Source organism: Bacillus sp. FSL W8-1202, from assembly GCF_038006165.1.
Classification (GTDB): Bacteria; Bacillota; Bacilli; order Bacillales; family Bacillaceae; genus Bacillus; species Bacillus subtilis.
This window is the reverse complement of record NZ_JBBOUR010000002.1, coordinates 58,751-73,492: the sequence shown is the minus strand read 5'-3', so window position 1 is coordinate 73,492 and position 14,742 is coordinate 58,751. Positions and strand designations below refer to the sequence as shown.

At 43.8% G+C, this 14,742-nt stretch carries 15 protein-coding genes, 1 pseudogene and 1 riboswitch; of the genes and pseudogenes, 6 read left to right on the top strand and 10 right to left on the bottom strand.

The features are described from left to right. Nucleotides 1-13: 13 nt before the first annotated feature. Nucleotides 14-752, bottom strand: a pseudogene (gene ytpA, locus NSQ09_RS20435) (phospholipase YtpA). 51 nt (nt 753-803) lie between these two features. Between ytpA and NSQ09_RS20430 the strand changes: the two are divergent. Continuing rightward, on the top strand, nt 804-1,319 hold the full coding sequence (locus NSQ09_RS20430) for a gamma carbonic anhydrase (RefSeq protein ID WP_041054098.1): 516 nt from the start codon (nt 804-806) through the stop codon (nt 1,317-1,319). Nucleotides 1,320-1,576: 257 nt separating this feature from the next. Here the strand turns inward: NSQ09_RS20430 and alaP are convergent, their stop codons facing one another. The 3 genes from alaP to metK all read right to left on the bottom strand — a co-directional run bounded on the left by alaP (nt 1,577) and on the right by metK (nt 6,343). Beyond that, complete coding sequence (gene alaP / locus NSQ09_RS20425) at nt 1,577-2,956, bottom strand: alanine permease AlaP (RefSeq protein ID WP_026113640.1); 1,380 nt, start codon at nt 2,954-2,956, stop codon at nt 1,577-1,579. A gap of 136 nt (nt 2,957-3,092) precedes the next feature. Next, nucleotides 3,093-4,991, bottom strand: coding sequence for an asparagine synthase (glutamine-hydrolyzing) (gene asnB, locus NSQ09_RS20420; protein ID WP_041054100.1), 1,899 nt, complete (start codon nt 4,989-4,991; stop codon nt 3,093-3,095). A gap of 149 nt (nt 4,992-5,140) precedes the next feature. Beyond that, nucleotides 5,141-6,343, bottom strand: a complete 1,203-nt coding sequence (metK, locus tag NSQ09_RS20415; protein ID WP_144453532.1) for a methionine adenosyltransferase — start codon at nt 6,341-6,343, stop codon at nt 5,141-5,143. Nucleotides 6,344-6,510: 167 nt separating this feature from the next. Then, nucleotides 6,511-6,649: riboswitch (SAM riboswitch) on the bottom strand. Nucleotides 6,650-6,845: 196 nt separating this feature from the next. Between metK and pckA the strand changes: the two genes are divergently transcribed. After that, nucleotides 6,846-8,429, top strand: a complete 1,584-nt coding sequence (gene pckA, locus NSQ09_RS20410) for a phosphoenolpyruvate carboxykinase (ATP) (RefSeq protein WP_041054104.1) — start codon at nt 6,846-6,848, stop codon at nt 8,427-8,429. 38 nt (nt 8,430-8,467) lie between these two features. Here pckA and NSQ09_RS20405 read toward each other — a convergent pair whose 3' ends face one another. Further along, nucleotides 8,468-8,710: a DUF2584 domain-containing protein gene (locus tag NSQ09_RS20405; RefSeq protein ID WP_015251393.1), complete on the bottom strand. Its 243-nt coding sequence runs from the start codon at nt 8,708-8,710 to the stop codon at nt 8,468-8,470. A 51-nt stretch (nt 8,711-8,761) separates the two neighbouring features. Then, entirely contained in the window at nt 8,762-9,535 is a 774-nt protein-coding gene (locus NSQ09_RS20400) for an alpha/beta hydrolase family protein (protein WP_041054107.1), read from the bottom strand. Between the two features lie 150 nt (nt 9,536-9,685). On the opposite strand from NSQ09_RS20400, the gene NSQ09_RS20395 reads away from it, so the two are divergent. From NSQ09_RS20395 to NSQ09_RS20385, 3 genes are read left to right on the top strand one after another with little or no spacing between them, the layout of a single operon-like run. Next, the gene (locus NSQ09_RS20395; protein ID WP_341032583.1) at nt 9,686-10,690 is read left to right on the top strand and encodes an ABC transporter substrate-binding protein; all 1,005 of its coding nucleotides are present in this window, start codon (nt 9,686-9,688) and stop codon (nt 10,688-10,690) included. A 12-nt stretch (nt 10,691-10,702) separates the two neighbouring features. Beyond that, a complete protein-coding gene (locus NSQ09_RS20390) occupies nt 10,703-11,485 on the top strand; it encodes an ABC transporter ATP-binding protein (protein WP_003229092.1) in 783 nt (260 codons plus the stop codon). Further along, complete coding sequence (locus tag NSQ09_RS20385; RefSeq protein ID WP_041054111.1) at nt 11,460-12,272, top strand: ABC transporter permease; 813 nt, start codon at nt 11,460-11,462, stop codon at nt 12,270-12,272. The genes NSQ09_RS20390 and NSQ09_RS20385 overlap by 26 nt, the downstream gene beginning before the upstream one ends. A gap of 26 nt (nt 12,273-12,298) precedes the next feature. Here the strand turns inward: NSQ09_RS20385 and ytkD are convergent, their stop codons facing one another. The 3 genes from ytkD to NSQ09_RS20370 all read right to left on the bottom strand — a co-directional run bounded on the left by ytkD (nt 12,299) and on the right by NSQ09_RS20370 (nt 13,988). Next, nucleotides 12,299-12,775 carry an RNA deprotection pyrophosphohydrolase gene (ytkD, locus tag NSQ09_RS20380; protein WP_003229087.1) on the bottom strand — a complete coding sequence of 159 codons (477 nt, stop codon included), beginning with the start codon at nt 12,773-12,775 and terminating at the stop codon, nt 12,299-12,301. Between the two features lie 205 nt (nt 12,776-12,980). Beyond that, the gene (locus NSQ09_RS20375) at nt 12,981-13,385 is read right to left on the bottom strand and encodes a phage holin family protein (protein WP_144453536.1); all 405 of its coding nucleotides are present in this window, start codon (nt 13,383-13,385) and stop codon (nt 12,981-12,983) included. A 165-nt stretch (nt 13,386-13,550) separates the two neighbouring features. Continuing rightward, a complete protein-coding gene (locus tag NSQ09_RS20370) occupies nt 13,551-13,988 on the bottom strand; it encodes a Dps family protein (RefSeq protein WP_144453538.1) in 438 nt (145 codons plus the stop codon). Nucleotides 13,989-14,116: 128 nt separating this feature from the next. On the opposite strand from NSQ09_RS20370, the gene ytzI reads away from it, so the two are divergent. Beyond that, nucleotides 14,117-14,257, top strand: coding sequence for a YtzI protein (gene ytzI, locus NSQ09_RS20365; protein WP_003229081.1), 141 nt, complete (start codon nt 14,117-14,119; stop codon nt 14,255-14,257). Here the strand turns inward: ytzI and NSQ09_RS20360 are convergent. Next, the gene (locus NSQ09_RS20360; RefSeq protein WP_014477743.1) at nt 14,251-14,688 is read right to left on the bottom strand and encodes a FixH family protein; all 438 of its coding nucleotides are present in this window, start codon (nt 14,686-14,688) and stop codon (nt 14,251-14,253) included. The genes ytzI and NSQ09_RS20360 overlap by 7 nt on opposite strands. Nucleotides 14,689-14,742 lie beyond the last annotated feature (54 nt).

The window sequence follows — 14,742 nt, the reverse complement described above, 5'->3', positions numbered from 1 at the left end:
ACCCCCTACTAGTTCAAATATATTGATCAGTAAACGCTCTTGCTGCTTTAAAGCCCTTCCCACTCTCTGTATGCTTTATTATGAGAAGCAACACCATTAAACCACTTGATGACCATCGTTTTGTCAACAAGCTTGTCATCACCGGCTTGCATCACAAGAAGCGGAACTTTCAAAAATGCCTCTGTCGGCACCATTGCCGATTCAATTGTCTTTAAAAGCTCTCTGTACCATCTGACAGAAACTTTCCTGACGTATAACGAATCATTTTGGTCAGCCTCGATGACGTCCTCATTGCGCGTCGCCATATCAATTGATAATCCCGAATCAACCTTAAGTGACGGAGCGATGACATTCAGGCCTTTTGATGCAAGATCAAGCGCTTTATTGACTTTAATTTGCAGTCCGAGACACGGTGATGATAAAATAATTCCCGTAATCTGGGGATTTCTTTGCTGTTTAACCCATTCAATCGCGACCAGACCGCCCATGCTGTGACCTAGAAGAAAAACCGGCAGATCAAAGGTTCGCGCTTTATCTATCCAAGCATCTACTTCATCAATGTATTCTTGAAACGAGCGAATATGCCCTCTCGCTCTTGTCGTTGTTCCCTGTCCAGGCAAATCGCCCATGACAACGTGATAACCCGAAGACCGCCACATTTCAATCAGCCATTTATATCGTCCGTGATATTCACTTGCTCCGTGAATGATTACAATCACTGCAACAGGTCTGTCTGCTTTCCAGGTCCACATGCTCTTCACCTCATACGAAATTTAAATAGAGAAAGAAGGATGAATCTTATTATGATCTACCCTTATAAGGAACACAAGCCAGATATCCACCCAACAGCCTTTATAGCTGATAATGCAACCATTACCGGTGATGTCTTGATCGGAGAACAGTCCAGCATTTGGTTTTCTGTTGTCATAAGGGGAGATGTTGCGCCGACCAGAATCGGAAACAGAGTCAATATCCAGGATTTAAGCTGCCTCCATCAAAGCCCGAACAAGACGCTACTCATTGAAGATGACGCCACGATAGGCCATCAGGTTACACTTCATAGCGCTGTTATCCGCAAGAACGCCTTAATCGGCATGGGCTCAATCATTTTAGACGGGGCCGAAATTGGCGAAGGCACTTTTATTGGTGCCGGCAGTCTTGTCCCGCCCGGAAAAATCATTCCGCCTGGCCATCTCGCCTTTGGCCGCCCTGCAAAAGTCATCCGCCCTTTGACGGAAGAAGACCGAAAAGATATGCAAAGAATACGATCAGAATATGTAGAAAAGGGCCAATATTATAAATTTCTTCAACAAACATAAGACCTGCTTCGTCTTACTTTACCATTTTTCAAATTATATTTGAAAGCAATAACCATCGTTAACCCGGACGTCATAACAGTTCGGGTTTCGATTTTTCCATAAAACGTTCACATATGGCATGAAACGTATGACTTTTATCTTATCACAAAACTATAAACAGCCTCTGCAAACACACATACCTATTCTTTCCTGTTCTCTATTTTCTATGAGCACACACAAAAAGAGCCCACTGGGAGCTCTTTTTGTCAGCTGATATTTCATTCGCTGGCAGCAGCCGCATTTTTTTTGTGAAACCCTTTTCCATAGTACACAGCCAGCAAGATGAGAAACCATATCGGCCCGATAATCACGGCTACTCTTGTATCAGGGCTGTAAGCCATAAGAATGACGACGAATGCTAGAAATGCCAATGACACATAAGACGTAAACGGAAATAAAGGCATTTTGTACTTTAATTGTTTCTTTTCTTCCGGCTTCAAACTTTTCCTGTATTTGATTTGAGAAAGCAAAATGATTGCCCACGTCCAAATCGCTCCGAACGTCGCAATACTTGTAACCCAAGTAAATACCTTCGCAGGGACAACATAGTTTAACAGCACTCCGACTAATAAAGCCCCCGCTGAAGCCAGAACAGCTTTACCCGGGATGCCGCCTTTCGTCAGCTGACCATATGCTTGTGGCGCCTCTTTCTGTTCCGCCAAGTTAAACAGCATCCGTCCTGTGCTGAAAATACCGCTGTTGCATGAAGACAGCGCGGCAGTCAACACGACAAAGTTAATGATACCTGCGGCTGATGGAATGCCCACTTTTTGAAATGTGAGAACAAATGGGCTTCCTTGAGAGCCAATTTCCTGCCACGGATAAATAGACATAATGACAAATAAAGCGCCTACATAAAAAATCAAAATCCGCCAAAATACTGTATCGATTGCTTTGGCTAACGATTTTTGCGGGTTTTTCACTTCGCCAGCCGTCACCCCGATCATTTCAATCCCTAAATAGGCGAACATGACCATTTGAAGAGACAATAGAACCCCTTTTAAACCATGAGGGAAAAATCCTCCGTTGTTCCACAAATTGCTGATTCCAGTGGCAATGCCCCCATTGCCGACTCCTGCAATAATCATCAATAAACCGACAGCAATCATGGATAAGATCGCAACAATTTTAATCAATGCGAACCAAAATTCCAACTCACCGTAAGCTTTGACAGCCAGGAAATTAACACCCGTCATAATGACCAGCGCCGATAATGCCCAAATCCAGTTTGGCACGTCAGGAAACCAGAACCCCATATAAATACCGACAGCAGTAATTTCGGCCATACAGGTGACAACCCATAAAAACCAGTAGTTCCACCCTGTTAAATAGCCTGCAAGCGGTCCCAAATAATCACGCGCATACCTGCTGAAGGAGCCTGCGACCGGTTTTTGAATGGCCATTTCCCCAAGCGCTCTCATAATAAAAAACATAACCAGACCGCTTGCGGCATACGCTACCAAAATACCTGGCCCTGCTAATTGAATAGCTGATGCGGAGCCGAGGAACAACCCTACTCCTATAGCAGCTCCTAAAGACATTAAAGAAATATGCCTTTCTTCGAGTCCACGGTGCAGCTCTTGTTTTTGTTTTTGCATGCTTTCTTCTCCCCTAGAAAAAAATATCATTATATCATTTTTCTGAATATTCCGTACAGATTTGGTAAATCAATGATGATGGAGAAATAAAAGGATAACAACAAGGCTTTCGACTACTCGAAAGCCTTGTTGTCTGTTACACAAAGATGACTTCTTTAGGCTGATGGCTCAGCTCTTCAGGCATATACCGTTTTTCAATATTAATGCTATGCCAGATCATAAAGATCAGTACAGTCCAGATTTTACGGCTGTTATCAGCCTTGTCCGCACAATGGTCTTCAAGAAGCTGAAGGACATAATCCTTATGGATATAAGCATCCGTTTGGCTTTCCTGAATAATATTCCGTACCCATTCGTTCATTTCGTTTTTCAGCCAATGACGGATCGGTACAGGGAAACCGAGTTTTTTGCGGTTTAATACGTGCTCAGGCACAATTCCTTCAGCGGCTTTGCGAAGAAGATACTTCGTCGTGCCGTTCTTCGTTTTCAGCTCATCAGGAATTTTTGAAGCGACGTCGAATACGACTTTATCCAAGAACGGCACACGCAGTTCCAAAGAATTCGCCATCGTCATTTTATCCGCCTTTAACAAAATGTCGCCGCGCATCCAAGTGTGGATATCGACATACTGCATTTTGTTGATATCGCTGTACGAGCTGCTTTCTGTAAAGTAAGTCTTCGTCACATCGCGATATGAAAGGTTCGGATTATAATGCTTCAACAGCTGCTTTTTGACAGACTCTTCAAAGATTTTCGCGTTACCGATATAACGATCTTCAAGCGGAGTACAGCCGCGCTCAAGCAGGCTCTTTCCTCTCATACCTTCAGGCATAACGGCAGCAACGTGCAGAAGCATCTTTTTCAAGCCGGACGGAATCCGTTCAAACGGTTTAAGCGAAAGCGGTTCACGGTAAATGTTATATCCGCCGAAGAGCTCATCCGCTCCTTCACCTGATAAAGCAACCGTAACATGTTTTTTCGCTTCTTTTGCAACAAAGTACAACGGAATCGCTGCCGGATCAGCAAGCGGATCATCAAAATGCCATACGATCTTCGGAAGCTCATTCATGTATTCCTCAGGCGAAATGACTTTGCTGATATTTTCGATGCCCAGCGCCGCTGCCGTTTCTTTCGCTACATCAACCTCACTGAAGCCCTGCTGTTCAAAGCCGACAGAGAATGTTTTTAAGCTTGGATGAAATTCCTTCGCAACAGACACAATAAAGGAAGAATCAATCCCGCCAGACAGGAATGAACCGACAGGAACGTCACTTCTCATATGAACGTTTACAGAGTCATAGATCGCGTCTCTGACTTCTTTCACAAGCTTGTCTTCTTCAGTCTGAACCGGCTTGAAGTTCGCTTTGAAATACGTTTTGAATGTGATATCGCCGTCCGGGCGGATTGTGAACTGTGAACCCGGCTCTACTTTTTTCACATGGGCATCAAGCGTGCTTGGCTCAGGAACAAATTGGAAAGACATGTACTGCTGCAATGCCTCTTTGTCTATTTCAATATCATTCTGAGCAACCATTAAACTTTTTCTCTCTGAGGCAAAATAAACCTGATCATTGATTGTTGTGTAGTACAACGGTTTAATGCCGAATGGATCTCTTGCCCCATAAAGCACATGATCGTTTTTATTCCAAATCAGAAAGGCAAACATACCGCGCAGTTTGGACGCCGCTTCTTCTTTATAGTGACGGTAAGTCGCAAGAAGAACCTCTGTGTCCGAATCCGTGTTGAATGTGTACCCCTTTGCTTCAAGCTCTTCTCTCAGTTCAATATAGTTATAGATTTCTCCGTTAAAGATAATCCAATATGCTTCATCTTCATATGATAAAGGCTGTCCGCCATTTTCTACATCAATAATGCTGAGCCGTCTGAATCCGAAGCCGACGTGCTCATCATGGAAATATCCATCACTGTCAGGACCGCGGTGAACGATCATTTGGTTCATTTGTTTGATTAGTTCTTCTTGATCAGCGGTTTGAGCTAACGGATGCTTGTTAAAAACCCCGACAAATCCACACATAGTATTGCCTCCATAATTAAAATTGTCATCATTGAACCCCTATTTATAGACGCTGTGAATAGTATTTGGTTTCACAGTTATGTAAAAAAATAAACATGAATACAACGATAAAAAAGGGAAAGCCGCTTAACCAGTAAGCGGCTATAAAATTATTCTCCTAACGCTTCTTTACGCAGCTGCTCCGCTTTGTCTGTGCGCTCCCAAGGAAGGTCAACATCGTGACGTCCAAAGTGGCCGTACGCAGCAGTTTGTTTGTAGATCGGACGGCGCAAATCAAGCATTTTGATAATGCCGGCAGGTCGTAAATCAAAGTTATTGCGAACAACTTCAATCAGTTTTTCCTCAGAAGCTTTTCCGGAACCGAATGTGTTGATTGAGATTGACACAGGCTGTGCAACACCGATCGCGTAAGCAAGCTGTACTTCGCAAGAATCAGCAAGCTCAGCCGCAACGATGTTTTTCGCAACGTATCTTGCCGCATAAGCTGCAGAACGGTCTACCTTCGTCGCGTCCTTACCTGAGAACGCGCCTCCGCCGTGGCGTGCATAGCCGCCGTACGTATCAACGATGATTTTGCGTCCTGTAAGTCCCGCATCGCCTTGAGGGCCTCCGATTACGAAACGTCCTGTAGGGTTGATGAAATATTTTGTTTCTTCATCAATCAGCTCTTCAGGAACAACCGGATTGATCACATATTCTTTAATGTTGCGCTGAATTTGCTCAAGTGTAATTTCAGGGTGATGCTGAGTTGAAATAACAATCGCGTCAATGCGGACTGGTTTGTTATTTTCATCGTACTCAACCGTTACCTGTGTTTTGCCGTCAGGGCGAAGGTACGGAAGAATATCTTCTTTACGGACTTCACTTAGGCGGCGGGCTAATTTATGGGCAAGTGAAATTGGAAGAGGCATAAGCTCTTTCGTTTCGTTGCACGCATAACCGAACATTAATCCTTGGTCACCCGCACCAATCGCTTCAATTTCTTCGTCGCTCATTGTGCCTTCACGGGCTTCAAGCGCTTGGTCTACGCCCATCGCGATATCAGCAGACTGCTCATCAATTGATGTTAAAACCGCACAAGTTTCCGCATCAAATCCGTATTTTGCACGTGTGTATCCGATTTCTTTAATGGTTTGGCGAACCGTTTTCGGAATGTCAACATACGTAGAAGTTGTGATCTCTCCGCTTACAAGAACCAAACCTGTTGTCACAGATGTTTCACAAGCAACACGCGCGTTAGGATCTTTCTTTAAAATTTCATCTAAAATGCTGTCAGAAATCTGGTCACAGATTTTATCCGGATGCCCCTCCGTAACAGATTCTGATGTAAATAAACGACGATTTTCACTCATGATTTGCTTCCTCCTGCACAAGGCCTCTCGAAAGACCTTGTATATATGATACGGAACTCGCTCCCTCTTATACAATGTACAGTTATATTAGAGAATGTTAATTGGCATATTTATGAAATAAAAAAACCTTTTCCATCGAGGAAAGGGTTTGGTCTTTGTGCCTTTCACTCTTATCGCTCAAGGAATCATACAACCTTGCAACAGGTTAGCACCTTGGTTGTCTCACTCAGTTGAACATAATAAATAACTGAGAAACCGGTTGCTGGGCTTCATAGGGCCTGTCCCTCCGCCAGCTCGGGATAAGAGTATCCGCTCAATGAAATATCTTATCGTAAAAGGGTTTGCAATGTCAATATGATTCAGAAGAAATAGGCACCTATATTGAGGGAAAACAATGGAAATGCACACACAAAAAATAATAAATAGTATAGACTATTTGAAAATATATGTTATACTAATTCACAATTAGCAAAACACAAAAAACGATAAAGGAAGGTTTCATATGAACTCAGTTGATTTGACCGCTGATTTACAAGCCTTATTAACATGTCCAAATGTGCGTCATAATTTATCAGCAGCACAGCTAACAGAAAAAGTACTTTCCCGAAACGAAGGCATTTTAACATCCACAGGTGCTGTTCGCGCGACAACAGGCGCTTACACAGGACGCTCACCTAAAGATAAGTTCATCGTGGAGGAAGAAAGCACGAAAAATAAGATCGATTGGGGCCCGGTGAATCAGCCCATTTCAGAAGAAGCGTTTGAGCGGCTGTATACGAAAGTTGTCAGCTATTTAAAGGAGCGAGATGAACTGTTTGTTTTCGAAGGATTTGCCGGAGCAGACGAGAAATACAGGCTGCCGATCACTGTCGTAAATGAGTTCGCATGGCACAATTTATTTGCGCGGCAGCTGTTTATCCGTCCGGAAGGAAATGATAAGAAAACAGTTGAGCAGCCGTTCACCATTCTTTCTGCTCCGCACTTCAAAGCGGATCCAAAAACAGACGGCACTCATTCCGAAACGTTTATTATTGTCTCTTTCGAAAAGCGGACAATTTTAATCGGCGGAACTGAGTATGCCGGTGAAATGAAGAAGTCCATTTTCTCCATTATGAATTTCCTGCTGCCTGAAAGAGATATTTTATCTATGCACTGCTCCGCCAATGTCGGTGAAAAAGGCGATGTCGCCCTTTTCTTCGGACTGTCAGGAACAGGCAAGACCACCCTGTCGGCAGATGCTGACCGCAAGCTGATCGGTGACGATGAACATGGCTGGTCTGATACAGGCATCTTTAATATTGAAGGCGGGTGCTACGCTAAGTGCATTCATTTAAGCGAGGAAAAGGAGCCGCAAATCTTTAACGCGATCCGTTTCGGGTCTGTTCTCGAAAATGTAGTTGTTGACGAAGATACACGCGAAGCCAATTATGATGATTCCTTCTATACTGAAAACACGCGGGCAGCTTACCCGATTCATATGATTGACAACATCGTGACTCCAAGCATGGCCGGCCATCCGTCAGCAATTGTATTTTTGACGGCTGATGCCTTCGGAGTCCTGCCGCCGATCAGCAAACTAACGAAGGAGCAGGCCATGTACCATTTCTTGAGCGGTTACACGAGTAAACTCGCCGGAACCGAACGTGGTGTCACGTCTCCTGAAACGACATTCTCTACATGCTTCGGCTCACCTTTCCTGCCGCTTCCTGCTCACGTCTATGCTGAAATGCTCGGCAAAAAGATCGATGAACACGGGGCAGACGTTTTCTTAGTTAATACCGGCTGGACCGGGGGCGGCTACGGCACAGGCGAACGAATGAAGCTTTCTTACACTAGAGCGATGGTCAAAGCAGCGATTGAAGGTAAATTAGAGGATGCAGAAATGATAACTGACGATATTTTCGGCCTGCACATTCCGGCTCATGTTCCTGGCGTTCCTGATCATATCCTTCAACCTGAAAACACATGGACCAACAAGGAAGAATACAAAGAAAAAGCGGTCTACCTTGCAAATGAATTCAAAGAGAACTTTAAAAAGTTCGCACATACCGATGCCATCGCCCAGGCAGGCGGCCCTCTCGTATAAAAAACAAAAGCCAAGAGCAATTATGCTCTTGGCTTGTTTTAATTGACGGAATGCAAAGAAGTCAGCTTGTATGTAATGATGGTCCGGCCTTCTTCCCATTGAAGCTTCTGCACTTCAGCTGTGCCTGACTTTTCGCCAAACTTTGTTTTGCGTACATCCATTGGAATCTCCATCGGATATACTCGGTATCCGTCCTTCTCTAACGTGAATATATTCTCATCTATGCGAACTTCTTTTCCTTTTGTCACAATCAGTGTATTAAATTCAATAGGCATTCCCAAAGTGAAATCCCCTTTCGTTCTCTTTTTTCTTTATCATAACATATTTCACTGTCAGCGGTTTTTCATCCATTGTGTGAGCTGCCGTACGATACGCCGGTTTTCTTTTGGCGGGAAATAATGTGTGAATGTACTGTAGTACCAAGTCTCCACCGGCTTATGCAGTTGTTTTAGCTTCTCTTCAAATAAATAGGAATGCTGAATCGAAACATTTTGGTCTTTTTCTCCATGGATTAACAGCACGGGAGCCTGAATTTTGTTTACTTGGTCAAACGGTGTCCTCCATTGATATTCCTCAGGCACCTTTTTCGGTGTTCCGCCGATGACTCTTTTCATCATTCGCCGCAAATCCTGCCGCTCCTCGTATGTAAGAATCATATCACTGACGCCTCCCCAGGAAACAAATGAAGCTGCCTGCCTGCCCATTTCGATAGCAGTAAGCATTCCCATAATTCCGCCGCGGGAAAAGCCGAAGATGTGGACTTTATCCTTCTTGACATTTGGGTGCTGCTGAAGCAGGCGAAAAGCAGAAAATGCATCCTCCCTGTCTTCTCCGGCAAAATCCTCATTGCCTTCTCCTCCTTGATTTCCTCTGTAAAAAGGAGCAAATACCACAAACCCTTGGGATGCAAACTGGATAATCCGGCCTGGCCGAACCATGCCCACGCTTTTAATCCCGCCGCGCAAATATAAAAATCCGTCATATTGTCCCGGTTCCGCCGGCTCAGCCAGAAGCCCCTTAACCCGTAATCCATTTGACAGGTAGCAGATCGTATACAAACGCACATGCTGGCTCGGCGACGGAAATCTACTTTTCTCTACAATCAAAACAGCCGCCTCCTTTTTTCTATATGCTTTCCTTACTCCAAAATTACATCCGGAGAACCTGGTTATGCATTCACACATTTTTATACCCATCATACGATATGTAAAGCAAAAAAGGATATTAACTTGATGCGAAATAAGGAGGTTGTCTATGTGAACAGATGGTTAAGGCTGGGCTTCGCCTGTGTCGGCAGTATCTTTCTCATGATCGCCCTGGCGGCTTGCAAGCAGGAAGAAACGCTCACCAAAGTCAAAGTAGCTGAAGTGACCCATTCAATTTTTTACGCACCTTTATATGTTGCTGAGTCTAAAGGTTTTTTTAAGGAAGAAGGGCTTGATGTCGATGTGAATACGACCTGGGGCGGAGACAAAACGATGACATCGCTTCTTTCCAACGGCTCCGACATCGCGCTTGTCGGGTCAGAAACATCTATTTATGTTGAAGCGCAAGGAGCTAAAGATCCCGTCATTAATTTCGCCCAGCTGACTCAGACAGACGGAACGTTTCTTGTCGCGAGAGAAGATGTTGAACACTTCGACTGGGATCAACTGAAAGGAAAAACGTTTCTCGGCCAGCGAAAAGGCGGCATGCCGCAAATGGTCGGCGAGTATGTGCTGAACAAACATAAGATTGACCCGCATAAGGATATAGACCTCATCCAGAACATAGACTTCGCCAATATTGCCAATGCGTTTGCTTCTGGAACCGGTGAGTATGTACAGCTCTTTGAACCGCAGGCTTCTCTCTTTGAGAAAAAAGGCATCGGCCATATCGTGGCTTCATTCGGAGAAGAATCAGGAGAGGTTCCTTATACGACTTTTATGGCGAAACAAAGCTATTTGAAGAAAAATGAAGACACGGCCGTAAAGTTTACAAAAGCCATTTATAAGGCACAGCAGTGGGTTGAAAATCATTCTGCGAAGGACATCACAGATGCCATTAAAGATGAATTTGATGATACCGACCCAGACGTCATCGAAACAACCATTGAACGCTATAAAAAACAGCATTCATATTCGCCAGACCCTCTGCTTAACGAAAAAGAATGGGAGCTTCTCCAAACCATTATGGATCAATCTGGAGAACTGCCGAAGCACATTCCATACAATCAGCTTGTAAATAAAGAAATTGCTGAAAAAGTCACCTCGGAGAAATAGGAGGCGCCATCTATGTCTTTCTTACATGTCGACCATGTAACCCATACTTATTTTTCTATTAAAGAAAAAACAACGGCTGTGCGGGATATTCATTTCGATGCCGAAAAAGGCGATTTCATCTCATTTCTCGGCCCAAGCGGCTGCGGAAAAACAACACTGCTTTCCATTATTGCCGGTTTGATTGAGCCATCAGAAGGCAGAGTTCTGATTGAAGGCCGTGAGCCGAATCAAAAAGAACATAATATTGGCTATATGCTTCAGCAGGATTACTTATTTCCCTGGAAATCTATCGAGGAAAATGTGCTTCTCGGTTTAAAAATCGCCGACACGCTGACAGAAGAAAGCAAAGCCGCTGCACTCGGTCTATTGCCGGAGTTCGGCCTCATAGATGTGGAGAAAAAATATCCGAAAGAGCTGTCAGGCGGGATGCGCCAGCGGGCTGCGCTTGCAAGAACACTTGCGCCTAACCCTAGTCTGCTTTTGCTGGATGAGCCATTTTCCGCGCTTGATTTTCAGACAAAGCTGTCTTTAGAAAACCTGGTATTCCGCACATTAAAGGAATATCAAAAAACAGCAGTGCTTGTCACTCATGATATAGGGGAAGCGATAGCGATGAGCGATACGATCTTTTTATTTTCAAATCAGCCGGGCACCATCCATCAGATTTTTACCATTCCTAAGGAATTGGCCGCGATGTTGCCTTTTGACGCCCGTCAGGAACCTTCCTTCCAGACACTGTTTCAAACGATATGGAAGGAGCTGAATTCTCTTGAGAAACAGCAAAGAAACCATTGATCTGCTTCACGAGCAGTATCAATTCAAACAGAAAAAGGAAAAGTGGAAGGTCCATTCCTTTCAGCTTGCCATATTTATTCTCTTTTTCTCGGGCTGGGAAACCTCCAGCAGGCAGGGCTGGATCGATCCGCTGATCTTCAGCTCTCCATCAGCTGTGTGGCGATTATTGCTGGAGAAACTTGGTGACGGTTCTTTACTGTCACACATCGGCGTCACTTTATTTGAAACGGTGCTTGGCTTTTTGCTCGGGACGTTTATGGGCACGTGCCTCGCCGCTTTGTTATGGTGGTCTAACCGACTTGCCAGAATTTTAGATCCGTATCTTGTAATTTTGAATGCAATGCCGAAAGTGGCCCTGGGCCCGATCCTGATTGTCGCGCTCGGTCCCAGTTTTATCAGCATCATTGCGATGGGAGCCATCATCAGCGTCATTATCACAACCATCGTTGTCTATACCGCCTTCCAGGAGGTCGACGAAAACTATACGAAAGTCATGAAAACATTCGGCGCAAAAAAGTGGGTTATTTTTAAAGAAGTCATACTGCCTGCATCCTCCCCCGCGATTATTTCAACACTAAAAGTGAACGTCGGTTTATCATGGGTTGGCGTCATTGTAGGGGAATTCCTCGTTTCGAAGGTCGGATTAGGATATATGATTATTTACGGATTCCAAGTCTTCAATTTTACACTCGTCTTCTTAAGCCTGCTGATCATCGCCATCTTCGCCACTCTGATGTATCAGGGCGTCGAGGTGCTGGAAAAGAAATGGACGAAGGGGAGGACATAAAAAACCCGGCACATGTGCCGGGTTTTTTATTCAATCCATCCAGATTCTTTCAGTTTTTTCAAACTGATCGGAAGTACGGAATCCTTCATAATAAAGCTGAATTTTTTATTGCGGGAAAGGTTCTCCGGAAGCTCGTGAAACAAAACCGGGCCTTTCGTTTCAAAGTAATCAGCTTGCTTTTCGAGCTTTTCTATATCTGCAAAATATATATTTTTTACAATCACTTTTTCTTTTCCGAGAACTTTATACTGTCCGAGATACTTGAGGCTTTTGACTCTCGCGCCCGTCTCTTCCTTTACTTCCCGGAGCGCAGCCTCTTCTGCGCACTCCATCGGCTCTACTTTCCCGCCTGGAAACTCATAGCCTCTGTCCTCATGTTCTGTTAAAAGCCATTTGCCGCCAAAACGGCAAATCACCCAGACATGCTTCGGGCTGTCCGAGAAAGGCTGATCGTCAAAGGAAAGCTGAACAGTATTCTGATAATAATCTTTAAACTCGTACATGTTTATCCCTCAAATCCGTTCCTAGCTATCTTCCATACATCATACCACAGTTACGTTTCTTCGGAAGCCTTTTATCAAAAAATAAGGGACCCAGCACGCCGTCAGGTTTTGCATGCAGACTAGCTCGTACAGTTTTTTGCGATACTTTTGCCGGAAAGTGTGACCGACGCTCTGGGCTTTATTATGACCCGCGAACAGGGAAAAGTTACGGTTTGCGCTTAAATTTATTTTTTAACGTTTCTAAAAGATCGACAAGCATCTGAGGAACCGGTATGCCAAGAGAGCTGGCTGTCACAACAATTTGCACAGATTCATAAAGAATATAAAACATAATAGCCAAGTCACGAATTGATCCCTCTGTATTCAGCAGCTGATCGAAAAAGTGGCATACAGAGATCAGAGCCAGCGTGACTAATTTTTTGACAAGCCGGGCAAATACCTTTATAAATGACAGTTTATGAATAATCGTTTCCTTCAAAGTCGTACTGATAAATTCAATTGCCATAAGAGAGAGCAAAATCAGAAATGAATACTGAAAACCTCCAAAGAAAAAACCCGCTGCTGAAACGCTGACTGCAAAAAACGAAAAGATGCCAAAGTCTCTATCCATTTATCCCAACATCCTTTCACAGAAACGGCCTTACGATATTCTATGGAAAACAAGCCGAACGGATTGGATTTTTCAGAAAAATGGACTGGTTGTCGCCTATTTTTCAGATACAAAAAGAAAAGCCGGACGTCTTTTTTAAGACATCCGGCCGTTCTATTTTTGAACTTAACCTAGGTAAGCTTTTAGCATCCAGTTATGTTTTTCAATATTTTGATGGATCGCAAGAAGCATGTCCCCTGTTGTTTCGTCACCGACTTCATCAGCTAAATCCATACCGTTTTTCAGCTCTTCCGCGATGACTCTGAAATCATCATATACGCTTTGAACCATTTGTTCAGCTGTTTCATTTCCAGCCGCTTCTTTGACAGAAGCCGTTTCTAAGGATTCCTTCATTGTTGCAATCGGTTTTCCGTTCAGCGCCAAAAGACGTTCTGCTAAGTCATCAATATAAGTTGCCGTTTCGTTGTACAGCTCCTCAAACTTTTCATGAAGAGTGAAGAAATCTTTTCCTTTCACATACCAGTGATAATTATGTAGTTTCACATACATGACTGTCCAGTTGGCTACTTGTTTGTTCACTGCTTGAATCAATTGTTCTGACATGATATCTCCTCCTTGTTATATGACTATGTATACCCTTAATATCGTACGCTAAAACCTCTTTTTTACCCTTATCTGTCACGATTTCTTCTATTATGCTACAATTGTTAAAAAACGGGAGGTGGAATGTCATGACGCTTCTCATTACGATAAGTATTTTGATTGTGCTGGCTGTTTTGCTTGTAACCATTTGGACGACTGTAAAAGCCTATAATGTAAAGCATACCATTGATCCGCCACAAGAAAATCACTCTGATTCACACAATCAATGATGATGTGAATGCTCCTCTTCTGACTGATTGCTGGCAGCATCGGCGTCTCCGACTTGGACTTTTAAGGTCGGCATGCTATGCTGTTTTTTTGCTGTGACATGGGATTGGACAGTGTATACACCATCTTCCTTAAACGTCGTTTCCAATCGGTATACGCCTTTTTCTTGTTTCGCCTTAAACATTTGGCTTGCGTCTTTTTCCCCTTCTTTCCATACTTCAAACTCTACTTCATCGGCATCCGTCACAGCTTCATCACCATATGATACGGCTGCTTCATAAGCAGCGCTTTCTCCGGGATTTACTTTTTCAGGCCCGGTCAGCTTGACATCCAAAACCTCGGGCGTCTCAGCTGTATTTGCTTTACTTTCACCAGATCCGCATCCATTAAGCAATAAAGCAGAAAAAAGCAGAACAACCAACATCTTTTTCATGCCATCACCCTTTCATCGTTTACCTAAATAGTAGCAAACGCTTACAGCAAATGG